Source organism: Dyella lutea (assembly GCF_024158035.1).
Lineage (GTDB): Bacteria > Pseudomonadota > Gammaproteobacteria > Xanthomonadales > Rhodanobacteraceae > Dyella_A > Dyella_A lutea.
In genome coordinates, this window is the sequence record NZ_JAMZEK010000003.1 from 36,691 (window position 1) to 56,863 (window position 20,173).

15 protein-coding genes and 4 tRNA genes are annotated in these 20,173 nt (G+C 69.0%); 13 read left to right on the top strand and 6 right to left on the bottom strand.

Annotated elements, in window-relative coordinates:
* Nucleotides 1–109 precede the first annotated feature (109 nt).
* The 8 genes from kdsB to NC595_RS12325 all read left to right on the top strand — a co-directional run bounded on the left by kdsB (nucleotide 110) and on the right by NC595_RS12325 (nucleotide 4,646).
* Complete coding sequence (kdsB, locus tag NC595_RS12290; protein ID WP_253566887.1) at nucleotides 110–880, top strand: 3-deoxy-manno-octulosonate cytidylyltransferase; 771 nt, start codon at nucleotides 110–112, stop codon at nucleotides 878–880.
* Entirely contained in the window at nucleotides 877–1,347 is a 471-nt protein-coding gene (locus NC595_RS12295; protein WP_253566889.1) for a low molecular weight protein-tyrosine-phosphatase, read from the top strand. The genes kdsB and NC595_RS12295 overlap by 4 nt, the downstream gene beginning before the upstream one ends.
* Before the next feature lie 54 nt (nucleotides 1,348–1,401).
* The gene (gene uvrC / locus NC595_RS12300) at nucleotides 1,402–3,228 is read left to right on the top strand and encodes an excinuclease ABC subunit UvrC (protein ID WP_253566891.1); all 1,827 of its coding nucleotides are present in this window, start codon (nucleotides 1,402–1,404) and stop codon (nucleotides 3,226–3,228) included.
* A gap of 76 nt (nucleotides 3,229–3,304) precedes the next feature.
* The gene (locus NC595_RS12305; RefSeq protein ID WP_017462398.1) at nucleotides 3,305–3,946 is read left to right on the top strand and encodes a CDP-alcohol phosphatidyltransferase family protein; all 642 of its coding nucleotides are present in this window, start codon (nucleotides 3,305–3,307) and stop codon (nucleotides 3,944–3,946) included.
* 51 nt (nucleotides 3,947–3,997) lie between these two features.
* A tRNA-Gly gene (locus NC595_RS12310) sits at nucleotides 3,998–4,073 on the top strand.
* Nucleotides 4,074–4,224: 151 nt separating this feature from the next.
* Nucleotides 4,225–4,300: transfer RNA gene (locus tag NC595_RS12315), tRNA-Gly, on the top strand.
* Between the two features lie 48 nt (nucleotides 4,301–4,348).
* Nucleotides 4,349–4,422 (top strand) — tRNA-Cys (locus NC595_RS12320).
* A gap of 140 nt (nucleotides 4,423–4,562) precedes the next feature.
* A tRNA-Leu gene (locus tag NC595_RS12325) sits at nucleotides 4,563–4,646 on the top strand.
* Between the two features lie 41 nt (nucleotides 4,647–4,687).
* Here the strand turns inward: NC595_RS12325 and NC595_RS12330 are convergent.
* From NC595_RS12330 to lexA, 4 genes are read right to left on the bottom strand one after another with little or no spacing between them, the layout of a single operon-like run.
* Nucleotides 4,688–7,912 carry an error-prone DNA polymerase gene (locus tag NC595_RS12330; RefSeq protein WP_425493128.1) on the bottom strand — a complete coding sequence of 1,075 codons (3,225 nt, stop codon included), beginning with the start codon at nucleotides 7,910–7,912 and terminating at the stop codon, nucleotides 4,688–4,690.
* Nucleotides 7,900–9,333, bottom strand: coding sequence for a Y-family DNA polymerase (locus NC595_RS12335; protein ID WP_253566895.1), 1,434 nt, complete (start codon nucleotides 9,331–9,333; stop codon nucleotides 7,900–7,902). Before NC595_RS12335 ends, NC595_RS12330 begins: the two co-directional genes overlap by 13 nt.
* Before the next feature lie 9 nt (nucleotides 9,334–9,342).
* Nucleotides 9,343–9,966, bottom strand: coding sequence for a translesion DNA synthesis-associated protein ImuA (gene imuA, locus NC595_RS12340; RefSeq protein ID WP_253566897.1), 624 nt, complete (start codon nucleotides 9,964–9,966; stop codon nucleotides 9,343–9,345).
* 3 nt (nucleotides 9,967–9,969) lie between these two features.
* Nucleotides 9,970–10,584 (bottom strand): transcriptional repressor LexA, encoded by a 615-nt coding sequence (gene lexA / locus NC595_RS12345; RefSeq protein ID WP_253566899.1) that lies wholly within the window; start codon nucleotides 10,582–10,584, stop codon nucleotides 9,970–9,972.
* 165 nt (nucleotides 10,585–10,749) lie between these two features.
* Between lexA and NC595_RS12350 the strand changes: the two genes are divergently transcribed.
* From NC595_RS12350 to NC595_RS12365, 4 genes are all read left to right on the top strand, one after another.
* Nucleotides 10,750–11,919, top strand: coding sequence for an acyl-CoA dehydrogenase family protein (locus NC595_RS12350; protein WP_253566901.1), 1,170 nt, complete (start codon nucleotides 10,750–10,752; stop codon nucleotides 11,917–11,919).
* Between the two features lie 148 nt (nucleotides 11,920–12,067).
* Complete coding sequence (locus NC595_RS12355) at nucleotides 12,068–12,610, top strand: GNAT family N-acetyltransferase (protein ID WP_253566903.1); 543 nt, start codon at nucleotides 12,068–12,070, stop codon at nucleotides 12,608–12,610.
* A complete protein-coding gene (locus NC595_RS12360; protein ID WP_343214906.1) occupies nucleotides 12,589–13,113 on the top strand; it encodes a hypothetical protein in 525 nt (174 codons plus the stop codon). The genes NC595_RS12355 and NC595_RS12360 overlap by 22 nt, the downstream gene beginning before the upstream one ends.
* Before the next feature lie 43 nt (nucleotides 13,114–13,156).
* The gene (locus NC595_RS12365) at nucleotides 13,157–15,424 is read left to right on the top strand and encodes a thiamine pyrophosphate-dependent enzyme (protein ID WP_253566905.1); all 2,268 of its coding nucleotides are present in this window, start codon (nucleotides 13,157–13,159) and stop codon (nucleotides 15,422–15,424) included.
* Between the two features lie 24 nt (nucleotides 15,425–15,448).
* On the opposite strand, the gene NC595_RS12370 is transcribed toward NC595_RS12365, so the two are convergent.
* Entirely contained in the window at nucleotides 15,449–17,128 is a 1,680-nt protein-coding gene (locus NC595_RS12370; RefSeq protein ID WP_253566907.1) for a sensor domain-containing diguanylate cyclase, read from the bottom strand.
* A gap of 305 nt (nucleotides 17,129–17,433) precedes the next feature.
* Between NC595_RS12370 and NC595_RS12375 the strand changes: the two genes are divergently transcribed.
* Nucleotides 17,434–17,991 carry an NADPH-dependent FMN reductase gene (locus tag NC595_RS12375; RefSeq protein WP_253566909.1) on the top strand — a complete coding sequence of 186 codons (558 nt, stop codon included), beginning with the start codon at nucleotides 17,434–17,436 and terminating at the stop codon, nucleotides 17,989–17,991.
* Nucleotides 17,992–17,998: 7 nt separating this feature from the next.
* Here the strand turns inward: NC595_RS12375 and ppk1 are convergent, their stop codons facing one another.
* Nucleotides 17,999–20,164, bottom strand: a complete 2,166-nt coding sequence (gene ppk1 / locus NC595_RS12380) for a polyphosphate kinase 1 (RefSeq protein WP_253566911.1) — start codon at nucleotides 20,162–20,164, stop codon at nucleotides 17,999–18,001.
* Nucleotides 20,165–20,173 lie beyond the last annotated feature (9 nt).

The following is a 20,173-nucleotide window of genomic DNA, read 5'->3' on the forward strand; positions in this document are numbered from 1 at the left end:
GAGCGCACCCTGTGCGCGACAACGTGACAAAAGCATCGCGTACAGGGTGCGCTCCTACACACGGGCGCGGCCTGCGGGTTAGGCTTGCGGGCCCGTGATCGAGGTCGCCATGTCCTGTCCTGATTTCATCGTCGCCATTCCGGCCCGCTACGGCTCCACCCGCCTGCCGGCCAAGCCGTTGCGCGCCATCGCCGGCGTGCCGATGGTGGTGCGTGTGGCGCAGCGCGCCCTGCAGGCCGGGGCCCACCAGGTGGTGGTGGCCGTGGATGACGAGCGCATTGCCTCGGCGCTGCAGGGGCTTGGTGTGGAGGTGTGCATGACCCGCGCCGACCATGCCTCGGGAAGCGACCGGTTGGCCGAGTGTGCCGAGCGTTGCGGCTGGAGCGACGACGCCATCGTGGTGAATCTGCAGGGCGACGAACCGTTCGCGCCAGCGGCCGGTATCCGGGAGGTGGCGCGGGCCTTGGCGGAGGACGAGGCGCCGGTGGCTACACTGGCCACGCCGATCGTCGAGCCGCACGAGCTGTTCGACCCCAACGTGGTGAAGCTGGTGCGCGACGCGCGCGGGCGCGCCCTGTATTTCAGTCGGGCACCGTTGCCTTGGGCGCGCGACGCCTTCGCGGCGAGTCGGGACGCCCTGCCTGCCGACGTGCCGTTCCTTCGCCATATCGGCATCTATGCCTATCGCGCGAGTTTCCTGCACGCGTACACAGGCTTCTCCCGCACGCCGCTCGAACAGGCCGAGTCATTGGAGCAGTTGCGTGTGCTCGAACACGGCCATGCGATCGCGGTACGCCTGACGCCCGAGCCGTTCCCGCCCGGGATCGATACCGAGGCCGATCTGGAGCGCGCCGAGCGCTGGCTGGCGGGGCAGGCGTGAGCGGCGACCGTGGCGGCCTGCTGATCGTCTGCCTCGGCAATATCTGCCGCTCGCCGGTGGTCGCCGAGGTGGTGCGCCATCGGTTTGCCGCGGCCGGTCAAACGTTGGTGGTCGAATCCTGCGGTACCGGCGGCTGGCATGTGGGGCACCGCGCCGACGCGCGCATGCGCGAGGCGGCGCACGAAGCAGGCTACGACCTGTCCGGCCACCGCGCGCGGCAGATCGAGGCGGTCGACTTCCAGCGCTTCGACCGTGTGCTGGGGATGGACCTGGCCAACCTGCGCGACCTCGCCGCGCGCTGCCCACCAGCGTTGCGCGACAAGCTGGGCCTGTTCCTGCCCACCGCCGGGGTCGAGGGTGTGGTCGAGGTGCCCGATCCCTACTACGGCGGGCCGGAAGACTTCCGCTACGTGGTCTCGCTGGCCGAGCGCGGCGCTGACGGCCTGTTGGCCCGGCTGGGCGGCTGATACGCTGGTGCCGGGCGGCGGCAATTCACCCGCCTGCCGCTACAATCCCGTCCCATGTCTCCCGCTTCCGAGCCGGCCTTCGACGGCAAGGCCTTCGTCCGCACCCTTTCCACTTCGCCCGGCGTCTATCGCTATTTCGACGCGGATGGCGAGCTGCTCTACGTCGGCAAGGCGGCCAACCTGAAGAAGCGGGTCGGCAGCTATTTCCTCAAGCCGCGGATGGAGCCGCGGATCGCCTCGATGATCTCGCAGATCGCCCGTTGCGAGACCACGGTGACCCGTACCGCGGGCGAGGCGCTGCTGCTGGAATCGCAGCTGATCAAGTCGCTCAAGCCGCGCTACAACATCATGTTGCGCGACGACAAGAGTTACCCGTACGTCTACCTGTCGGGTAGCGAGGACTACCCGCGGCTGGCCTTCCATCGTGGCGCGCGCAACCTGCCGGGGCGCTTCTTCGGGCCGTATCCCAGCGCGTTCGCTGTGCGCGAGAGCCTCAGCCTGATGCAGAAGCTGTTCCAGGTACGGCAGTGCGAGGACAGCTATTTCCGCAATCGGTCGCGACCCTGCCTGCAGCACCAGATCGGCCGCTGCACGGCGCCGTGCGTCGGGCTGATCAGTGTCGAGGACTATCGCACCGACGTGCGTCATGCCGAGATGTTCCTCGAGGGCCGCTCCAGCGCGGTGATCGACGAGCTTGCCGCGTCGATGGAGCAGGCCAGCGCCGCGCTCGACTTCGAGCGCGCGGCGACTCTGCGCGACCAGGTGGCTGCACTGCGCAAGCTGCAGGCCCAGCATCACGTGCACGGCGCCAGTGCGGACATGGACGTGATCGCCTGCCGCATCGAGTCCGGTCTGGCCTGCGTCAGCGTGCTGTTCTTCCGCAATGGCATCAGCCTCGGCACGCGCGACTTCTTCCCGCGCCTGCCGCTGGATGCCGAGCCCGGCGACCTGCTGGCGCAGTTCGTGGCGCAGTACTACCTGGACCGTCCGGTGCCGCGCGAGTTGATTGTCGGCGAGGAAATGCCCGACCAGGAGGTGCTGGCCGAGGTGCTGGCCGAACAGAGCGGGCATGCGGTGGAGATCAAGCATCGCGTGCGCGGCGACCGCGCCCAGTTCCTGCAGCTGGCCCAACGCAACGCACAGGCTTCGTTGACCCAGCGGCTGGCCAGCCGGCAGACCCTGGGCACGCGCTTCGACGACCTGCAGAAACTGCTGGAACTGGCCGAACCGCCGAAGCGCATCGAGTGCTTCGACATCAGCCACACGCGTGGCGAGTTGACCGTGGCGTCGTGCGTGGTGTTCGGGCCGGAGGGGCCGGACAAGTCGCATTACCGCCGTTTCAACATCACCGGGATCACTCCGGGCGACGACTACGCCGCCATGCACCAGGCGCTGACCCGGCGCTTCCGCAAGGTGGCCGAGGGCGAGGGGGCGAAACCGGACGTGCTGCTGATCGACGGCGGTGGCGGGCAGGTGGCGCAGGCGCTGGACGTGCTGCACGAGTTGGGCGTCGCCGGGATCACCGTGGTCGGCGTGGCCAAGGGGCCGGGCCGGCGCGCGGGCGAGGAAACCCTGGTGCTGGCCGACCAGGGGCGGGAAATCCATCCGGGTGCGGCTTCGCCGGCGTTGCATCTGGTCGCCGCCGTGCGCGACGAGGCCCATCGCTTTGCCATCAGCGGTCACCGCAAGCGGCGCGAGAAGGCGCGCGAGCGCAGTGTCCTGGAGGACGTGCCGGGGGTGGGCGCGCGTCGACGCAGTGCGTTGCTCAAGGCCTTCGGCGGGCTCGCCGGCGTCGAGGCCGCCGGTGTCGAGGAATTGATGCGGATCAAGGGTATCGATCGAGGCCTGGCCGAGCGCATCTACGCGGCCATGCATCCCTGAGCATCGATCGGCCGGGCGCCGCCACCCGGCAACGTGCGACACTTGACGAAGCTACATCCGAGGAACCGAGTACCTGATGCGTATCAACTTGCCCACCTGGCTCACCCTGTTCCGTGTCGCGCTGTTGCCGGTGATGGTGGTTGCGTTTTACCTGCCGTTCCGTGGCCACAACATCGTGGCGGCGGTCGTGTTCCTGCTCGCGGCAGTGACCGACTGGCTGGACGGTTACCTGGCGCGCCGCCTGAACATGACTTCCGCCTTCGGCGCCTTCCTCGACCCGGTGGCGGACAAGCTGATGGTGGCGATCACGCTGTTCCTGCTGGTGGAGTCGCATCATCGCGTGGTGGAATCGCACTACGGTGCGGCGGTCCCCAACCACGACTGGTTCGGCGTGGTGATGGCGGTGACCGCGGCGATCATCGTCGGGCGCGAGATCAGCATCTCCGCGCTGCGCGAGTGGATGGCCGAGATCGGCATGCGCGCGGCGGTGAAGGTGGCCTTCATCGGCAAGCTCAAGACGGTAATGCAGATGGTCGCGCTCACCGTGCTGATCGTGCAGCACGACGCCGAGACGTTGCGCCTGTACCACGTGGGCGAATTCCTGCTGGTGGCCGCAGGCGTGCTCACCATCTGGTCGGGCCTGTACTACGTGCGCGCCGCCTGGCCGGCGCTGAGCGGCGACCTGTCGCGCCCACCGTCGTCCGGCGACGATTCGTGAAGAAGAGGGGTTGACGGGTCGCGATCTCACGCTAGAATGCGCGACTCCGATGCGGGAATAGCTCAGTTGGTAGAGCACGACCTTGCCAAGGTCGGGGTCGCGAGTTCGAGTCTCGTTTCCCGCTCCAGATTGCATCGTGCGAAGCCCCGGTCCCGACCGGGGCTTCGCCGTTTCCGGACCTGGCGGATGGAAGCGACGGTGTCCGCCGGGATGTGGCGAACGCCGTAAAGAAACCTCTTCCCATCTGTCATCCTTCTGCTATCATTTCGGGCTCAGACGCGGGAATAGCTCAGTTGGTAGAGCACGACCTTGCCAAGGTCGGGGTCGCGAGTTCGAGTCTCGTTTCCCGCTCCATCTTCGGCAAAACCTCGGGCTTCCGGGGTTTTGTTTTTTTGAAGCGATGGCCTGGTGGCAGAGTGGTCATGCAGCGGACTGCAAATCCGCGTACGCCGGTTCGATTCCGACCCAGGCCTCCATCGTTTTTTCGGGACGATCCGCTGTCCCGCCGGGCCCGCCCAGTGCGGGCTTTTTTGTGCCCGGCCATCAAGCCGGGCCGGCCGGAATCCGCATGCTACGATCCGGCCGCATCGCGCGCCGTCGCGATGCCAGCCTCCGGGCCCGGATGGCGAAACTGGTATACGCAAGGGACTTAAAATCCCTCGGCCGAAAGGCCATGCGGGTTCGATCCCCGCTCCGGGCACACCTCATTCGGCGAGCTTTTCCCGGTCGTGCCGCCGACCGTCAGTGGAAGTCGCGCGAGCTTGTTGCCAGTGCACCCAGCAGCTCGCTGAGGTCGGTGAGGCGGTGGGCGAGCAGGTGGCGGACGCCGTCGACGTGCTGCCACTGGCCATCGACCATCAGCAGGCGCGAACCGATCAGGGCGCGGCGTTGCTGTTCCGCGATGTGTCGCCAGACGATGACGTTGATCGGCCCGTGCTCGTCTTCCATGGTGACGAAGATGACCCCGCTGGCGGTGCCCGGTTGTTGCCGCGTGGTGACCAGGCCGGCGGTGCGTACGGCGATGCCGTGGCGGGCGTGTTCCAGTTCGCGCGAATCGCGGCAGCGTCGTGCCCTGAGTTGCGCACGCAGCTGGCGCAGCGGATGGTCGCCGAGGGTGAGGCCGGTGCGGGCGTAGTCGGCTGCGGTGTCCTCGGCGCGGGTGGGGGGCGGCAACACGATGGCGTCCTCTCTGCTGGCCTGGCCTTCGAACAGCGGCAGCTGGGCCTGGATGCCGGTGACCGCCCAGCGCGCGCGGTGACGATGCCCGGCCAGCCCGCGCAGTGCGCCGGCTTCGGCAAGGGCTTCGCGTTGCGGGCGGCTGAGATCGGCGCGCAGGCACAGGTCTTCGGCATCGCGGAAGGGCTGCTGTCCACGGCTGGTCACCAGCCGCTGCGCGGCTTCCTCGCCGAGCCCGGCAACCATGCGCAGGCCCAGCCGCAGCGCCGGTTGGCCGCGGGCGTTGCGCGGATCATCCTCCAGCGTGCAGTCCCAGTCGCTGTGGCGCACGTCGACCGGATGCACGGTGACCCGGCCAACGCGGCGCAGCTCCTGCACGATCTGGCTGGGTCCGTAGAAGCCCATCGGCTGCGCGTTGAGCAGGGCGCAGGCGAAGGCGGCCGGCTCGTGGCACTTCAGCCAGCAGCTCACGTAGACCAGGTTGGCGAAGCTGGCTGCGTGCGATTCGGGAAAGCCGTAGGAGCCGAAGCCCTTGATCTGCTCGAACAGCTGCGCGGCGAATTCATCCGTGTAGCCGAGTCGGAGCAGGCCGGCGGTGATGCGCAGGCGGTGCGGTTCCATGCCGCCGTGGCGTTTCCAGGCGGCCATCGAGCGGCGCAGCTGGTCGGCCTCGCCCGGCGTGTAGTCGGCCGCGACGATGGCCAGCTTCATCACCTGCTCCTGGAACAGCGGCACGCCTTCGGTCTTGGTGAAGATCGACGCCACGCTCGGGTGGTGCGGCATCTTCGGGCCGCGGCCATGCCGGCGTTCCAGGTAGGGGTGCACCATGTTGCCCTGGATCGGCCCGGGTCGGACGATCGCCACCTGGATCACCAGGTCGTAGAAGGTCTTTGGCCGCAAGCGCGGCAGCATCGCCATCTGCGCGCGGCTCTCGATTTGGAACACGCCGACGGTCTCGGCGCGGCGGATCATTTCATACGTGGCCTCGTCCTCCTGCGGCAGCGAGGCGAGGGTGGGGAAATCGCGGTCGCCGCGCTGGTTGCGATGCGCGCGCAGCAGGTTCAGGCACTTGTGCAGGCAGGTGAGCATGCCCAGCGCGAGGCAGTCGACCTTGAGCATGCGCATGTACTCGAGGTCGTCCTTCTCCCACTGGATCACAGTGCGGTTGGCCATGGCGGCGTTCTCCACCGGCACCAGGCTGTCCAGCGCGGTGTCGCTGATGACGAAGCCGCCGACGTGCTGCGAGAGGTGCCGTGGGAAGTCGACCAGCAGGCGGGTCAGGTGCAGCACGCGGCGGATCAGCGGGCTGTCCGGGTCGAAGCCGCCTTCGTGCAGCAGCACCGGCAGCGGCGTGTCGCCGAGGCCGCGACCGAAGATCCGGCTGAGCGCGTTGACCTGGTCCATCGGCAAACCCAGCGCACGGGCCACGTCGCGCACCGCGCTCTTGCCGCGGTAGCGGATCACCGTGGCGGCCAGCGCGGCGCGTTCGCGGCCGTATTTGCGATAGATGTACTGGATCACCTCCTCGCGGCGTTCGTGCTCGAAGTCGACGTCGATGTCGGGTGGCTCGCGGCGCTCGATCGAGATGAAGCGCTCGGTCAGCAGGTCGATCTTGTCGGGGTTGACCTCGGTGACGCCGAGCGCGAAGCACACCGCCGAGTTGGCCGCCGAGCCGCGGCCCTGGCAGAGGATGTCGCGGCTGCGGGCGAAGCGGACGATGTCGGATACGGTGAGGAAGTAGGCCTCGTAGTCGAGCTGGCGGATCAACTTCAACTCGTGCTCGATGCGGGCACGTACTGCGGGCGTCTCGCCTTCCGGCCAGCGCCAGCGGATGCCTTCCTCGGTAAGCTGGCGCAGCCATGAGGCGGCGGTGTGACCGTCGGGTACCAGCTCCTTCGGGTAGCGGTAGTGGATGCTGCGTAGGTCGAAGCTGCAGCGCGCGGCGATATGCAGGCTCTCTTCCATCAGCGCGGCCGGGTAGTTCGCCGCCAGCACCTCGCGCCGGCGCAGGTGGCGTTCGCCGTTGGGGAACAGCCTGTCGCCGATGGCGGCCACGCTGGCACGGTGACGAATCGCAGTGAGCATGTCCTGCAGCGCACGGCGGCCGCGCACGTGCATGTGCACGTCGCCGCTGGCGACCAGCGGCAGGCCCAGCGTGGCGGCCAGTTCAGTGAGCGTCTGCAGGCGCCCAGCATCGTCCGGGCCGTGGTGCAGTTCGACCGCCAGCCAGCAGCGGCCGGCAAAGGTCTTCGCCATCCATTGGCCGTACTCGGCCTCGGGCGTGGCCGCTGGCAGCCACAGTGCGAGGGTGCCAGGCAGACCGTCGGCGAGGTCCTCGCGCACGAGGTGGTACGCGCCCTTGCCGGTGCGGCGCCGGCCCAGGGTGATCAGCCGGCACAGCCGGGTATAGCCGGCGTGGTCCTCGCACAGCAGCACCAGCTTCGGGCCGTCGGCGAGCTGGAACTCGGCGCCGACGATCAGCCGCACGGCCGGCGGCTCGCCCTCGGCCGGGCGGGTGGCGTCCTGCGCGCGCAGTGCCTGGACGATGCCGGCCATCGAGCATTCGTCGGTGATCGCCAGCGCGGTGTAGCCGAGCCCCTGCGCGCGGGCGAACAGTTCCTCCGCGTGCGAGGCGCCGCGCTGGAAAGAGTAGGGCGACAGGCAGTGCAGCTCGGCGTAGCCGGGCGGTTCAGGGGCAGGTGGCGTCGAGGGGCACGGGGGCGCGTCGGCGGGATCGTTGCCCGCGACGACGCGCAGCCGTGGCCGCGCGCCCCGGCTCATGCGAACCATCCGTGCAGCATCCAGCCGGCCAGCGTCTCCGGTCGCTCGCCGGCCGGGCAGAACGCCCAGGCGCGCTGGCCTTCGGCGGTTTCCAGCACGTAGTAGTCGCGACGCAGGTCGCCGCCGTCCCACCAGCCGCTCTCGATGCGCTCGGGACCGGCCAGCACGCGCAGGCCGTGCGAGCGCAGCGGCACCGGTTGCGGCAGCAGCCAGGTCGGACGCGGCAGCGTGCTCGGTGTGGCCGGCCGGCGGGCGTCGTCGGCGATGCGCTGGGCGTGTTCCGGGCGCGGATCGGGGGTGGCTTCCAGCCGGTACACGGCGTCGTCGCCCAGCCGGGCGCGCAGCCGCTCCTGCAATTGCGCCAGCGGCAGGGCGTGTTCGGGACGCGGGTCGAACAGGTCGCGGCCACCGGGCACGAACGGCGGCAGCTCGTCGGCGCGCAGGCGCAACCATTCCACCGGGCGCTCGAGCACGAGGCGCTCCAGCCGGCTGCGTGCCGATTCGAACAGGGCACTGGCCTCACGCTCGGGTTGCAGCAGGCCGACCACCACCCGCGTCGGTGCCTGGCCGCGATGGCCCAGGCTGAGCACGAAGCGCTGCACGCCGCCGTCGCGGCCGGCGAGGAACGCGGCCAGATCACCGGTGAGGCGGCGCAGCGGGAAGGCCAGTGCGGCGAGGTTTTCCACGTCGAAGTTGAAGGCGATGCGCGCGTCGAAACGGTCCGGCGGCAGGTAGCGTGGGCGCGGGACTGGGCGTTCGCCGAGCAGGTCGTCCAGATGCTCCAGCAGGGCCGCACCGAAGCGCCGGCGCAGGCCGGCGCGCGGCAAGGCGAGCAGGGCGCCGAGGCGATGCACGCCCATGCGGGCGAAGGCCTCGTGCAGGTCACCGGGCAGGTGGGCGTGGAGCAGCGGCAGTTTCGCCAGTTGCGCGCGCAGCCGGGTCGGATCGGTCAGCGCGGCACCATCGGCGGCATCGGCCAGTGCCCGCGCGGCCAGCGGTGTCGGCGCCAGCGCGAGGCGGTGGCGGAACCCCATCGCGGCCAGGTCGTCGCGCAGCTTCTTTTCGAAGCCGGGCCAGTCGCCGAACAGGCGCTGGCTGCGCTGCACCTCCAGCGCAATGGCGTCGCCGGACAGGCGCAGTACCTCGGCGCTGTAGCGGTAGGCCCAGGCGGCAAGCAGGTCGTGCTGGCGCATCGTGAGCGCCACGTCGTGGGCCACCGCATCGAAACGGGCGAGCAGGGCGTGGGCGGTGGTCAGCGGCTGTCCGGGAGCGATGCCGGCCGCGCGGGCGGCCTCATCGGCGTCGAGGACGTGGCGTGCCTGCAATCGGCCGTCGATCAGCACCAGCGGCGGCGCGTCGGCGTCCGGCGGTCGACGGCGGAGGAGCGTGTCCAGCGCCAGGTGCGGCAGCACGATGCAGGCCCACAGCATGGCGCGACCTCATGCGCCTGCGCGCGTCAGTGGAAACGCCTGCGCCGGCGGCTGGCCGCCGCGGCATTTGCGCACCCGCCACTGCGGCTGCGGGCGGGTTTCCAGTTCGATGCGCAAGGCGGCCGGTGAGGCATGCTGGACGTGGCGGTGGTCGCGGAACAGGAAGGCCGGCGTACGACCGGTATCGGCGGCGACCTGCAGGCGGCGCAGCGCGCGGTCGTCGGCCTCGCCGGGCCAGCCCAGCACGGCGCCGCAGGCGGCACTGCGCAGACCCTGTTCCATCGCCCACAGAATTTCGCTGCCGACAGCGCGGACCACCAGCACGTGGCACATGTCCACGCCGCGGGCCGACCAGCCGGCGACGCCGGGCAGGTAGGGCGGCGCCACTACCAGCACGGGGCGCTCGCGCGTGGCCAGCCGGCCCAGCGCCGGCAGCACCAGTTGCAGCTCGCCCACGCCGTCGGCCGGCAGCAGCAGTTCGCTCAATGCGTGGGCCGGCCAGCCGCCCTGCGGCAGGGCGTCGTCCAGCATCGGCCAGCCGCTGGGAATGCCGTCGGCGGGCGCCGGCCGCGCGTGCCCGTGCCAGACCTGGCGGCTCTCCAGCAACGGCGTCAATGACAACAGCTCGGCCATGGCTCAGCCCTGCCGGATCAGGCCGGCGAACAGGCCTTCGATGGCGAAGTCCTCGCGGGGATCGGGATCGATCGGCGCATGCCCGGCACTGCGCGGCAGCAGGCGCAGCTGGCTGCCCCGGCGGTGCAGCCGCTTCACCGTGAAGCCGTCGCCGACGCGCGCTACCACGGTCTGGCCGTGCCGTGCCTCGGGCGTGGCATGCACGCCGATCAGGTCGCCGTCGAGGATGCCGTCGTCGCGCATCGAGTCGCCCTGCACGCGCAGCAGGTAGTCCGGACGCAGCCGGAACAGGGCCGGGTCCAGCCGCAGCACGCGTTCGGCCTCCGCACTCGAGTCGATTGGCCGGCCGGCGGCGACACGGCCGAGCAGGGGCAGGGCGAGCAGGTCGTCGACCGGTGCCGGCGCGGGTGCATCCAGCAGGCGGATGCCGCGGGCACGGTTCGGCAGCAGGGCGATGCGGCCCTTGGCTTCCAGCGCGCGCAGGTGCTTGGCCACCGCGTTGACGTGCTCGATGCCGACCGCCGCGGCGATCTCCTGCAGCGTCGGCGGCATGCCTTCGGCGGCCGCGTGGCGGTGCAGGATGGCGAGGATTTCGGCCTGGCGGGGGGTGAGTGTCATGGTGTAAATCATTCCACCTGTTGGGCGGCTTGCCAAGCCGTGCCGTGCAGTGGAACCGGGGGCTTTCTCAGCGCCTGCGACGTGCCGTCATGCGGCGGCGCGTCATCGCCGGAAGCCGGCGGTGCAGGCTAGAATGGCCGGATCATTCGACCCGCTGGAGGCTGCATGGCTGCCCGTCTTGACCCGCTCGACCTGTACGACGTTCGTTCGCTGCTCACCGACGAGGAGCGCATGGTGCAGGATGCAGTGGGCCGCTTCGTCGACGAGAAGGTGCTGCCGATCATCGGCGACTGCTTCGACCAGGGCCGCTTCCCGAAGGAACTGATCCCGGAGATCGCCTCGCTGGGCCTGCTCGGCGCGACCATTCCGGAGCAGTACGGCTGCGCCGGCATGAACGGTGTCAGCTACGGCCTGATCTGTCAGGAGCTGGAGCGCGGCGATTCCGGCCTGCGCAGCTTCGCCTCGGTGCAGAGCTCGCTGTGCATGTACCCGATCTACGCCTACGGCACCGAAGAGCAGAAGATGCAGTACCTGCCGAAGATGGCGGCGGGCGAGATCATCGGCTGCTTCGGCCTCACCGAACCGCACGGCGGTTCCGACCCGGCCAACATGAAGACCCACGCCAAGAAGGACGGCGGCGACTGGGTCATCAACGGCGCCAAGATGTGGATCACCAACGGCAACCTGGCGAACATCGCGATCGTCTGGGCGCAGACCGAGGACGGCATCCAGGGCTTCATCGTGCCGACCGACAGCAAGGGCTTCACCGCGCAGGAAGTGCATAAGAAGATGAGCCTGCGCGCCTCGGTCACCAGCGCGCTGTTCTTCGACAACGTGCGCGTGCCCGAAGCCAACCGCCTGCCCAACGTGAAGGGCCTGAAGGGCCCGCTGGGCTGCCTCACCCAGGCGCGCTACGGCATCACCTGGGGCCCGATCGGCGCGGCCCAGGCCTGCCTCAAGGAAGTGCTCGACTACACCGCCGAGCGCGTGCTGTTCGGCCGTCCGCTGGCCGCCAACCAGGCGGTGCAGATCAAGATGGCCGGGATGGCCCGCCGCATCACGATGGCGCAGCTGCTGTCGCTGCAGCTCGGCCGCCTGAAGGATGCCGGCAAGATGCAGCCGACCCAGGTGTCGTTGGCCAAGTGGAACAACTGCCGCATGGCCATCGACATCGCGCGCGAGTGCCGCGACATCCTCGGCGGTGCCGGCATCACCACCGAGCATACGGCGATCCGCCACGCGCTGAACCTGGAGTCGGTGATCACCTACGAGGGCACCGAGACGGTGCACCAGCTGGTGGTGGGCCGCGAGCTGACGGGCATCAACGCGTTCTGACGGTTGGTGCAAGGAACACCCTCGCCGTCATCCCAGCGCAGGCTGGGATCCAGTGCCTTTGCCGTCACGGCAGAGAGACGCTGGATTCCGGCTTTCGCCGGAATGATGGTGAGGGCGAACAGATATCCCAGGCCAGAGTGTCCCTAGCATGAGCTGGCAAGACCTCCGCATCGAAACCGATCGCCTGATCCTGCGCCCGACCCGGCCGGAGGATTTCGAAGGCTGGGTGCAACTGATGGGCGACGAGGAGAACTCGCGCCACATCGGCGGTCCGCAGCCGCGGGCGGTCGCCTGGCGCGGCTTCCTCACGATGGCCGGGGCGTGGGCGATCCAGGGCTACGGCATGTTCTCGGTGATCGAGAAGGCCAGCGGCCGCTGGATCGGCCGGCTCGGTCCCTGGTGCCCCGAGGGCTGGCCCGGCACCGAGGTCGGCTGGGGGCTGCTGCGCGAGGCCTGGGGCAAGGGTTACGCCACCGAGGGTTCGGTCGCCGCGATCGACTGGGCGTTCGAGCACCTGGGCTGGAGCGAGGTGATCCACACCATCGCGCCGGACAACCTCGCCTCGCAGGAGGTCGCGCGGCGGCTGGGCTCCAGCCTGCAGGGGCCGGGGCGTTTGCCCGAGCCGTTCCAGGATATCGTGGTCGAGGTCTGGGGCCAGAGCCGCGAAGCGTGGCTGCGTCGTCGCGCATGAGTCACGTGCCGCCCGCGCTGTTTGTCGCACTCACCGAACTGGTGCCCGAGCTGTACGTGCACTGCGCCGAGCCGTGGTGCGTGATCGGCAGCGCCGGCGCGCGGATGCTCGGTGCCGAGGTGGACGTGGCCGATGTCGACGTGCTGGTGTCGCGTGCCGACGCCGCCACGCTGATCGCGCGCTGGGCCGACCGGAGCGATACCATCCATGCCCCCGCCGACGGCGACCGCTTCCGCTCGCATTTCGCCCGTTTCCGTTTTCCCGGAATGCCGGTGGAAGTGATGGGCGGCCTGGAACTTCACGACGACGCGGGCTGGCAGCCGGTGTCGCCGGGCAAGCTGGTGCTGGTTGGACTGCAGGGCCTGGCGGTGCCGGTGCCGGCGCTGGACGAGCAGATCCGCATCTTCGAATCCTTCGGCCGCGACAAGGACCGTGTGCGTGCCGCGGCTTTGCGCGCGCTGCGCCAGCCAGCTTCCGTACTGCCGATCGTTTCTTCTTCCTGACGGCTGCCTGCCGCCGCTTTCCGCCTCCCAGACGAATCACGCCATGACCGCCATTCCGTTCGCCATCACCGCCCGCCACAAGGGCTTCAACCGCGCCGAGATCGTCGACCAGAACTTCACCGAGTTCGTGCAGCTGTGGCAGGGCGAGGTGCGTCGCGCGCCGCATGACGATGAAGCGGTGCTGCCGGGCAGCGCGCTCGATGCGCGCGGTTTCCGCGAGCTGTTCGAATCGCAACTGATCAGCCGCCACCTCGACCTGATGGCGCGCGTGCTGCGCGTGCAGAACAAGGTGTTCTACACGATCGGCTCGTCCGGCCACGAAGGCAACGCGATGGTGGCGCGGCTCACCCGCCACACCGACCCGGCGTTCCTGCACTACCGCTCCGGCGGCTTCATGGCCGAGCGCTTCCGCAAGCTGCCGGGGATGGATCCGGTGATGGATTCGGCGCTGTCGTTCGCCGCCAGCAAGGACGACCCAGCCTCCGGCGGCCGGCACAAGGTGTGGGGTTCCAAGCCGCTCTGGGTGCTGCCGCAGACCTCGACCATCGCCTCGCACCTGCCCAAGGCGCTGGGTACGGCGGTCGCCATCGATCACGCCCGCCGCATCGGCCACACGTTGCCGATTCCTGACGACTCCATCGCGATCTGCTCGTTCGGTGATGCGTCGAGCAACCACGCCACCGCGCAGACCGCGTTCAACGCAGCCGGCTGGACGGCCTATCAGAAGTTGCCCGCGCCGGTGCTGTTCGTGTGCGAGGACAACGGCATTGGCATCTCGGTGAAGACGCCCACCGGCTGGGTCGCCCGCAACTACCAGGCGCGCGCGGACCTCGATTACTTCTTCGCCGACGGCCTGGACCTGGCCGAAGGCTATGCGCAGGTGCAGCGCGCGGTGGAGCACTGCCGCCGCACGCGCCGTCCGACCTTCCTGCACCTGAAGACCACCCGCGTGATGGGGCACGCCGGCACCGATTTCGAGATCGAGTGGCGCTCGATCGAGGAGCTGGTGGCGGTGGAATCCACCGACCCGTTGCTGCGCTCGGCGGCGATCGCGCTGGAGTCCGGCCTGTACTCGAAGGACGACCTGCTCAACCTCTACGAGGCGACCCGCAAGCGCTGCTTCGCGGCGGCCGACGAGGCCGATCGCCGGCCCAAGCTGGAACGCCTGGACGACGTGATGGCGCCGCTGGCGCCGTACTCGCCGGCCAAGGTAAAGGCCGAAGCCGAGCGCGCGGATTACGGCGACAAGCGCCTGGCCGTGTTCGGTGGCGAGGCCAAGTTGCCGGAGAACCAGCCGCCGCGGCATCTGGCGATCCAGATCGGCCAGGCGCTGCACGACATCATGGCCAAGTACCCCGAGTCGCTGCTGTTCGGCGAGGACGTGGCGCAGAAGGGCGGCGTGTACACGGTCACCAAGGGCCTGCACAAAACGTTCAAGAACACCCGCGTGTTCAACACGCTGCTGGATGAGACGATCATCCTCGGCCTGGCGCAGGGCTACGCCAACATGGGCATGCTGCCGATCCCCGAGATCCAGTATCTGGCCTATTTCCACAACGCCGGCGACCAGATCCGCGGCGAGGCGTCGAGCCTGCAGTTCTTCTCCAACGACCAGTACCGCAACCCGATGGTGATGCGCATCGCCTCGCTGGGTTACCAGCGCGGCTTCGGCGGCCACTTCCACAACGACAACTCGATCACCGCGCTGCGTGACATTCCCGGCCTCGTCGTGGGCTGCCCCAGCCGGGGCGACGATGCGGCGATGATGCTGCGCACGCTCACCGCGCTGGCCCGGGTAGACGGCCGCGTCTGCGCCTTCCTCGAACCGATCGCGCTGTACATGACCAAGGATCTGTACGAGGCCGGCGACGGCCAGTGGCAGTTCGCGTACCCGGCGCCGGGCGAGGCGATGACGCTGGGCGAAGGACGCGTGTACCACGAGGACGCGGACGACCTGGTGGTGTTTACCTTCGGCAACGGCGTGCCGATGGCGCTGCGTGCCGCGCGCACCATCGAAGCGGAGCTGAAGTGGAAGGTGCGGGTGGTCGACCTGCGCTGGCTGGTGCCGCTCAACGATGCCTTCATTGCCGCGCAGGCGAAGAGCGCCAAGCGCATCGTGGTGCTGGACGAGGGCCGCAAGAGCGCGGGTGTGGGTGAAGGCGTGATCACCGCCATCGTCGAGGCGGGGTTCGGCGCGACGCCGCTCCGGCGCGTGGTCGGTGCCGACACCTTCACGCCGCTGGCCGGCGCGGCTTTCCTGGTGCTGCCGGGCGAAGCGGACGTGGTGGCGGCGGCACGCACGCTGGCCTGAGGCCGGTCCGCCGGATGGTCCGGTTCAGCCGGCCATCCGGCGTGGCACGTTCGGCTCTTCCGGCCGTCGCTGCAGGCAGGCGCGGTTGCGACCGGCCATCTTGGCGTCGTACATCGCCTGGTCGGCACGCGCCACCAGGCTGTCGATCGAGTCGGTGGCGCGACGGATGGCGACGCCGATGCTCACCGTGAGGGCGAGCTGATCGCCGTCGACCGGGATCTCCAGCCGGTGCACGCGGCGGCACATGCGGGTGGCGACCAACAGGGCCTCCTCGGCATTCGCGCCATCGATCAGCGCGACGAATTCCTCACCGCCGTAGCGGCCGAGCAGGTCGCCCGGGCGCAGTTCCTGGCGCAGCGCCTCGGCCACCGCGGCCAGTGCTTCGTCGCCGGCGGCATGGCCGCGCTTGTCGTTGAGCTTCTTGAAGTGATCCAGGTCCAGGAACAGCAGGGCCTGAGGTCTCCCGCCCAGATCGCTCATCGCCACGATCGCCGCTTCGTGCCAGGCGCGCCGGTTGAGCAACTGGGTCAGCGAGTCCCGATCGGCCAGCACGCGGACCTGGTCGCGGTCGCGGCGGATCAGCAGCGCCCGGTCGGCCAGACCGAACGACAGCACGATGGCTTCGAAGGCGCCCGCCGCCAGACCGGCGTCGTTGAGCCAGGGCAGGGCGGGCAGGGCGCCGTTGACCTGCGCACTGGTCATCGCGGTGAGCACCAGCAGCGGGGTCCAGCCGGCGAGGAAGAACCAGGCATGGCGCGAACCGCGCACGGCAGCGATCACCGAGGCAAGCAGCAGCAGCGCTGCGCCCAGCGTGAGCAGCGGATTGACCAGCAGCTGTCCGATGCCTTCCAGTGACGGGATCTGGCTGCAGCGCATCAGCACCACGGCGACCATGCCCACGGCCAGTGACAGCACCGGCATGCGCAGCAGCGGCGCGAACCGCTGCAGCTCGCAGAAGCGGGTCATGAACAGCGAAGCGAAGGCCACCGACAGCGCCACCGCAGCCGAACCGACGGTGATCGACAACCCGGCCAGCCAGTCCATGCCCATCGGGTGGTAGACGAAGCCGGTCTGGATGCCCTGGATCGCCGCATAGCAGACCAGGTAGGCCGCGTACCACACGAAGGTCAGGTCGCGCAGGATCAGGCCGAAGCACAGCGCCATCAGCGCCATTGCCAGCATCACCGCCAGGGAGGAACTGGCGAACACCAGCCAGTGCGCATCGTCGCCGAGGTAGTGGTTCCAGTCCTGCAGGCGGAAGCTCACCGGGGCGGCGATCCGTGCCGAGGGTTCGAATTTCAGCAGCAGCGGCGCGGCGATCGGGACATCGCGCCCGAGCACGAAGGCCAGGCGTCCGTGTCCGTGCGGCCCCTGGCCGAAATCATCCATCGTCAGTGAAACGTTGTGTCCGTTCTGGTCGTAGAGGGTCACCATGCCCAGAGGGGGCGGGTAGATGCTGAGCACTTGCTGCTCCTTCGCCGGGGAGGTTCCCGGATTCAGGACCACCCAGGTGCCCAGGGGGCCTTTTGGCAGACGGAACAGCAGGTTGGGGTCGAATCGCTGCAGCTCGCCATCATGGTATTCGGCCAGCAGCTTGGCCGGCGTGTCGCCCTCGCGCACGTCCCGCCAGCTGCCGGTCAGCGACGATGCCGCCGAGGCGCTCCCGGCAAGCAGCAGGCCGATCAGGCAAAGGACGAGCGCCATCAGCCGCTGTCGGCGGCCGTGGAGCCCGGATTTGGCCTGCGTGCGCTGCATGTCGCTGTCCCAACGGTCTGCCCCGCGCCAGGAGATGGCGCGACGGCGGCTGTGTCAGTCCTTTGCCGGTCGTCGCGATGACTGACCCGAAAAGCTGACGCGGGACAGGAAAAGCACGGAACGTGCCATGCGTCACATTTTTTGCGGTCGCGGGGCTGGCTTCGGCGGGCGATCCGCCGTCACGCGGCCTTTGCCGCGCAAGCAGGATGCTTGAGGGGTTGCTCGTTCCCCAGACAGAGACCGGGAGTCGCCCCATGACCAACCATTCGATCGCCGTGTTCGTCGGCAGCCTCCGCAAAGCGTCCATCAACCGCCGACTGGCGCTGGCCGTGCAGCGGCTGGCGCCGGAGGGCATGCGCTTCGTCTTCGTGCCGATCGACGGCCTGCCGCTCTACAACCAGGACTTCGACGACGGCTATCCGGCCGCATGCCAGGCGTTGAAGAAGCAGGTCGAGCAGGCCGACGCACTGCTGTTTGTCACACCGGAGTACAACCGCTCGACCCCGGGCGTGCTGAAGAATGCCATCGATATTGCCTCGCGCCCGTGGGGCACCAATTCGTTCGCCGGCAAGCCCGCCGCGGTGATCGGCGCCTCGATCGGCAGCACCGGCAGTGCGCTGGCCCAGCAGCATCTGCGCAACGTGCTGGCCTACCTGGATGTGCCGGTGCTGGCGCAGCCGGAAGTGTTCGTGCAGTTTCGCAGCGACGACCTGATCGACGACGAGGGACGCATCGCCAGCGAGGACACGCGGAAGTTCCTGCAGCAGTTCGTCGACCGCTATGCGGAATGGGTGGCGCGGCACGTCCGCTGAGCGTCGATCAGCCTGCCGCGGCCCCGGTGCCGCAGAGCTTTTCCAGCAGCAGTTGCTGCACGTTGCGCGGGGCTTGGCCATTGGCGGGCTGGGCGCGCAGGTAGCCGCCGTCGGCCTGCAGCAGCGAGGCGCTGCAGTTGTCCGCGAGGTACAGGTCCAGCTCGCGGCGCACCCGGTGCACCAGCTTCTTGCTCTCGATCGGAAAACCGGTCTCGACGCGGTGGTCGAGATTGCGCTCCATCAGGTCGGCGCTGGCCAGGTAGAGCACTTCGTCGCCACCGTTGGCGAACCAGTACACCCGGCTGTGCTCGAGGAAGCGGCCGATGATCGAGCGCACCCGGATGTTGTGCGACACGCCCGGCACGCCGGGGCGCAGGCAGCACATGCCGCGCACGATCAGGTCGATCTTCACGCCGGCCATGCTGGCTTTGTACAGCGCGCGGATCACCTTCGCGTCGGTCACCGCGTTGACCTTGATGATGATCTGCGCCGGCTGGCCGGCCTCGGCGTGGGCGGTCTCGCGGGCGATCAGGTCGAGCAGGGTCTTCTTCAGCGTGAACGGTGCATGCAGCAGCTTCTTCATCGCCTGCACCTTGCCCATGCCGGTGAGCTGGCCAAACAGCTTGTGCACGTCCTCGCACAGTGCCGGGTCGGAGGTGAGCAGGCTGTAGTCGGTGTAGATGCGTGCGTTGCCGGTGTGGTAGTTGCCCGTGCCCAGGTGGGCGTAGCGCACCAGCTCGCTGCCTTCGCGACGCTGGATCAGCATCAGCTTGGCGTGGGTCTTCACGCCGACCACGCCGTAGATCACCACCGCGCCGGCCTGCTGCAGGCGCGCGGCGAGAGTGAGGTTGGATTCCTCGTCGAAGCGCGCGCGCAGCTCGATCACCGCGGTGACTTCCTTGCCGGCGCGCGCCGCATCGACCAGCGCGTCGACGATCTCCGACGTGGCGCCGCTGCGGTACAGCGTCTGCTTGATCGCCAGCACGGCCGGGTCTTTCGCCGCCTGGCGCAGCATGTCCACCACCGGGGTGAACGACTCGTATGGGTGCAGCAGCAGCACATCCTGCCTGGCCACGGTGACGAAGATGTCCTCGGACTTCTTCAGCGCCTTCGGGATAGCCGGGGTGAACGGGCGGTATTGCAGCTGCGGGAACCCGGGCTGGCTGGCCACGCTGAACAGCCGCGACAGGTTGACCGGGCCGTTCACCTCGTACACGTCCTGCTCGGCCAGCCCGAACTGCTTGAGCAGGTACTCGACCAGGGTCCGCGGGCAGTTGTCCGCCACCTCCAGCCGTACGGCGTCGCCGAAGCGCCGGGTATACAACCCGCCGCGCAGGGCGCGGGCGAGGTCGTCGACATCTTCGGCGTCGATGTCCAGGTCGGCGTTGCGGGTCAACCGGAACTGGTAGCAGCCGTGCAGCTGCATGCCGGGGAACAATTCGTCCACATGGGCGTGGATCACCGACGACAGCATCACCTGGTTCTCGCCGCCCTCGCAGATGTCGTCCGGCAGGCGGATCAGCCGCGGCAGCACGCGTGGTGCCGGCACGATCGCCAGGCCCGAGTCGCGGCCGAACGCGTCCACGCCCTCCAGCTGCACGATGAAGTTCAGGCTCTTGTTGACCAGCAGCGGAAACGGGTGGGTCGGGTCCAGGCCGATCGGCGTGACCAGTGGGGCGACTTCATGCCGGAAGTACCGGCGCACCCAGGCCTTCTGCCGGGTGGTCCACTCGTGCCGGCGCACGATGCGGATACCGGCCTCGGCCAGCGCCGGCAGAATGCGCTCGTTGAGGATCGCGTACTGCCGCTCGATTTGCTGGTGCGCGGTGGCGCTGATCATCGCCAGCGCCTGTTGCGGTGCGATGCCGTCCGGCCCGACCCGTTCGTGCTCGAACGCGACCTGGTCCATCAGGCCGGCGACGCGGATCTCGAAGAACTCGTCCATGTTGCTGGAAAAGATCAGCAGGAACTTCAACCGTTCCTGCAGCGGGGTCTGCTCGTCCAGCGCCTGTTCCAGCACGCGGATGTTGAACTGCAGCTGCGACAGCTCGCGATGGATGTACAGCGACGGATCGGACAGGTCCGTCGTCGTCGCCGATGTCGCCGGCGCGACCTCCGCAGCCGCGGCGGAGGCCGCTTTCTGGCGGGGCTTGGGGGCGTCGCGTCGGGTCATGGTCGTACC

Bases quoted from the DNA above. Each gene is read 5' to 3' on its own strand.
- kdsB (WP_253566887.1), top strand. From the start codon at position 110: ATGTCCTGTCCTGATTTCATCGTCGCCATTCCGGCCCGCTACGGCTCC.
- uvrC (WP_253566891.1), top strand. From the start codon at position 1,402: ATGTCTCCCGCTTCCGAGCCGGCCTTCGACGGCAAGGCCTTCGTCCGC.
- NC595_RS12305 (WP_017462398.1), top strand. From the start codon at position 3,305: ATGCGTATCAACTTGCCCACCTGGCTCACCCTGTTCCGTGTCGCGCTG.
- NC595_RS12330 (WP_425493128.1), bottom strand. From the start codon at position 7,912: ATGGTTCGCATGAGCCGGGGCGCGCGGCCACGGCTGCGCGTCGTCGCG.
- NC595_RS12335 (WP_253566895.1), bottom strand. From the start codon at position 9,333: ATGCTGTGGGCCTGCATCGTGCTGCCGCACCTGGCGCTGGACACGCTC.
- imuA (WP_253566897.1), bottom strand. From the start codon at position 9,966: ATGGCCGAGCTGTTGTCATTGACGCCGTTGCTGGAGAGCCGCCAGGTC.
- lexA (WP_253566899.1), bottom strand. From the start codon at position 10,584: ATGACACTCACCCCCCGCCAGGCCGAAATCCTCGCCATCCTGCACCGC.
- NC595_RS12350 (WP_253566901.1), top strand. From the start codon at position 10,750: ATGGCTGCCCGTCTTGACCCGCTCGACCTGTACGACGTTCGTTCGCTG.
- NC595_RS12355 (WP_253566903.1), top strand. From the start codon at position 12,068: ATGAGCTGGCAAGACCTCCGCATCGAAACCGATCGCCTGATCCTGCGC.
- NC595_RS12365 (WP_253566905.1), top strand. From the start codon at position 13,157: ATGACCGCCATTCCGTTCGCCATCACCGCCCGCCACAAGGGCTTCAAC.
- NC595_RS12370 (WP_253566907.1), bottom strand. From the start codon at position 17,128: ATGGCGCTCGTCCTTTGCCTGATCGGCCTGCTGCTTGCCGGGAGCGCC.
- NC595_RS12375 (WP_253566909.1), top strand. From the start codon at position 17,434: ATGACCAACCATTCGATCGCCGTGTTCGTCGGCAGCCTCCGCAAAGCG.
- ppk1 (WP_253566911.1), bottom strand. From the start codon at position 20,164: ATGACCCGACGCGACGCCCCCAAGCCCCGCCAGAAAGCGGCCTCCGCC.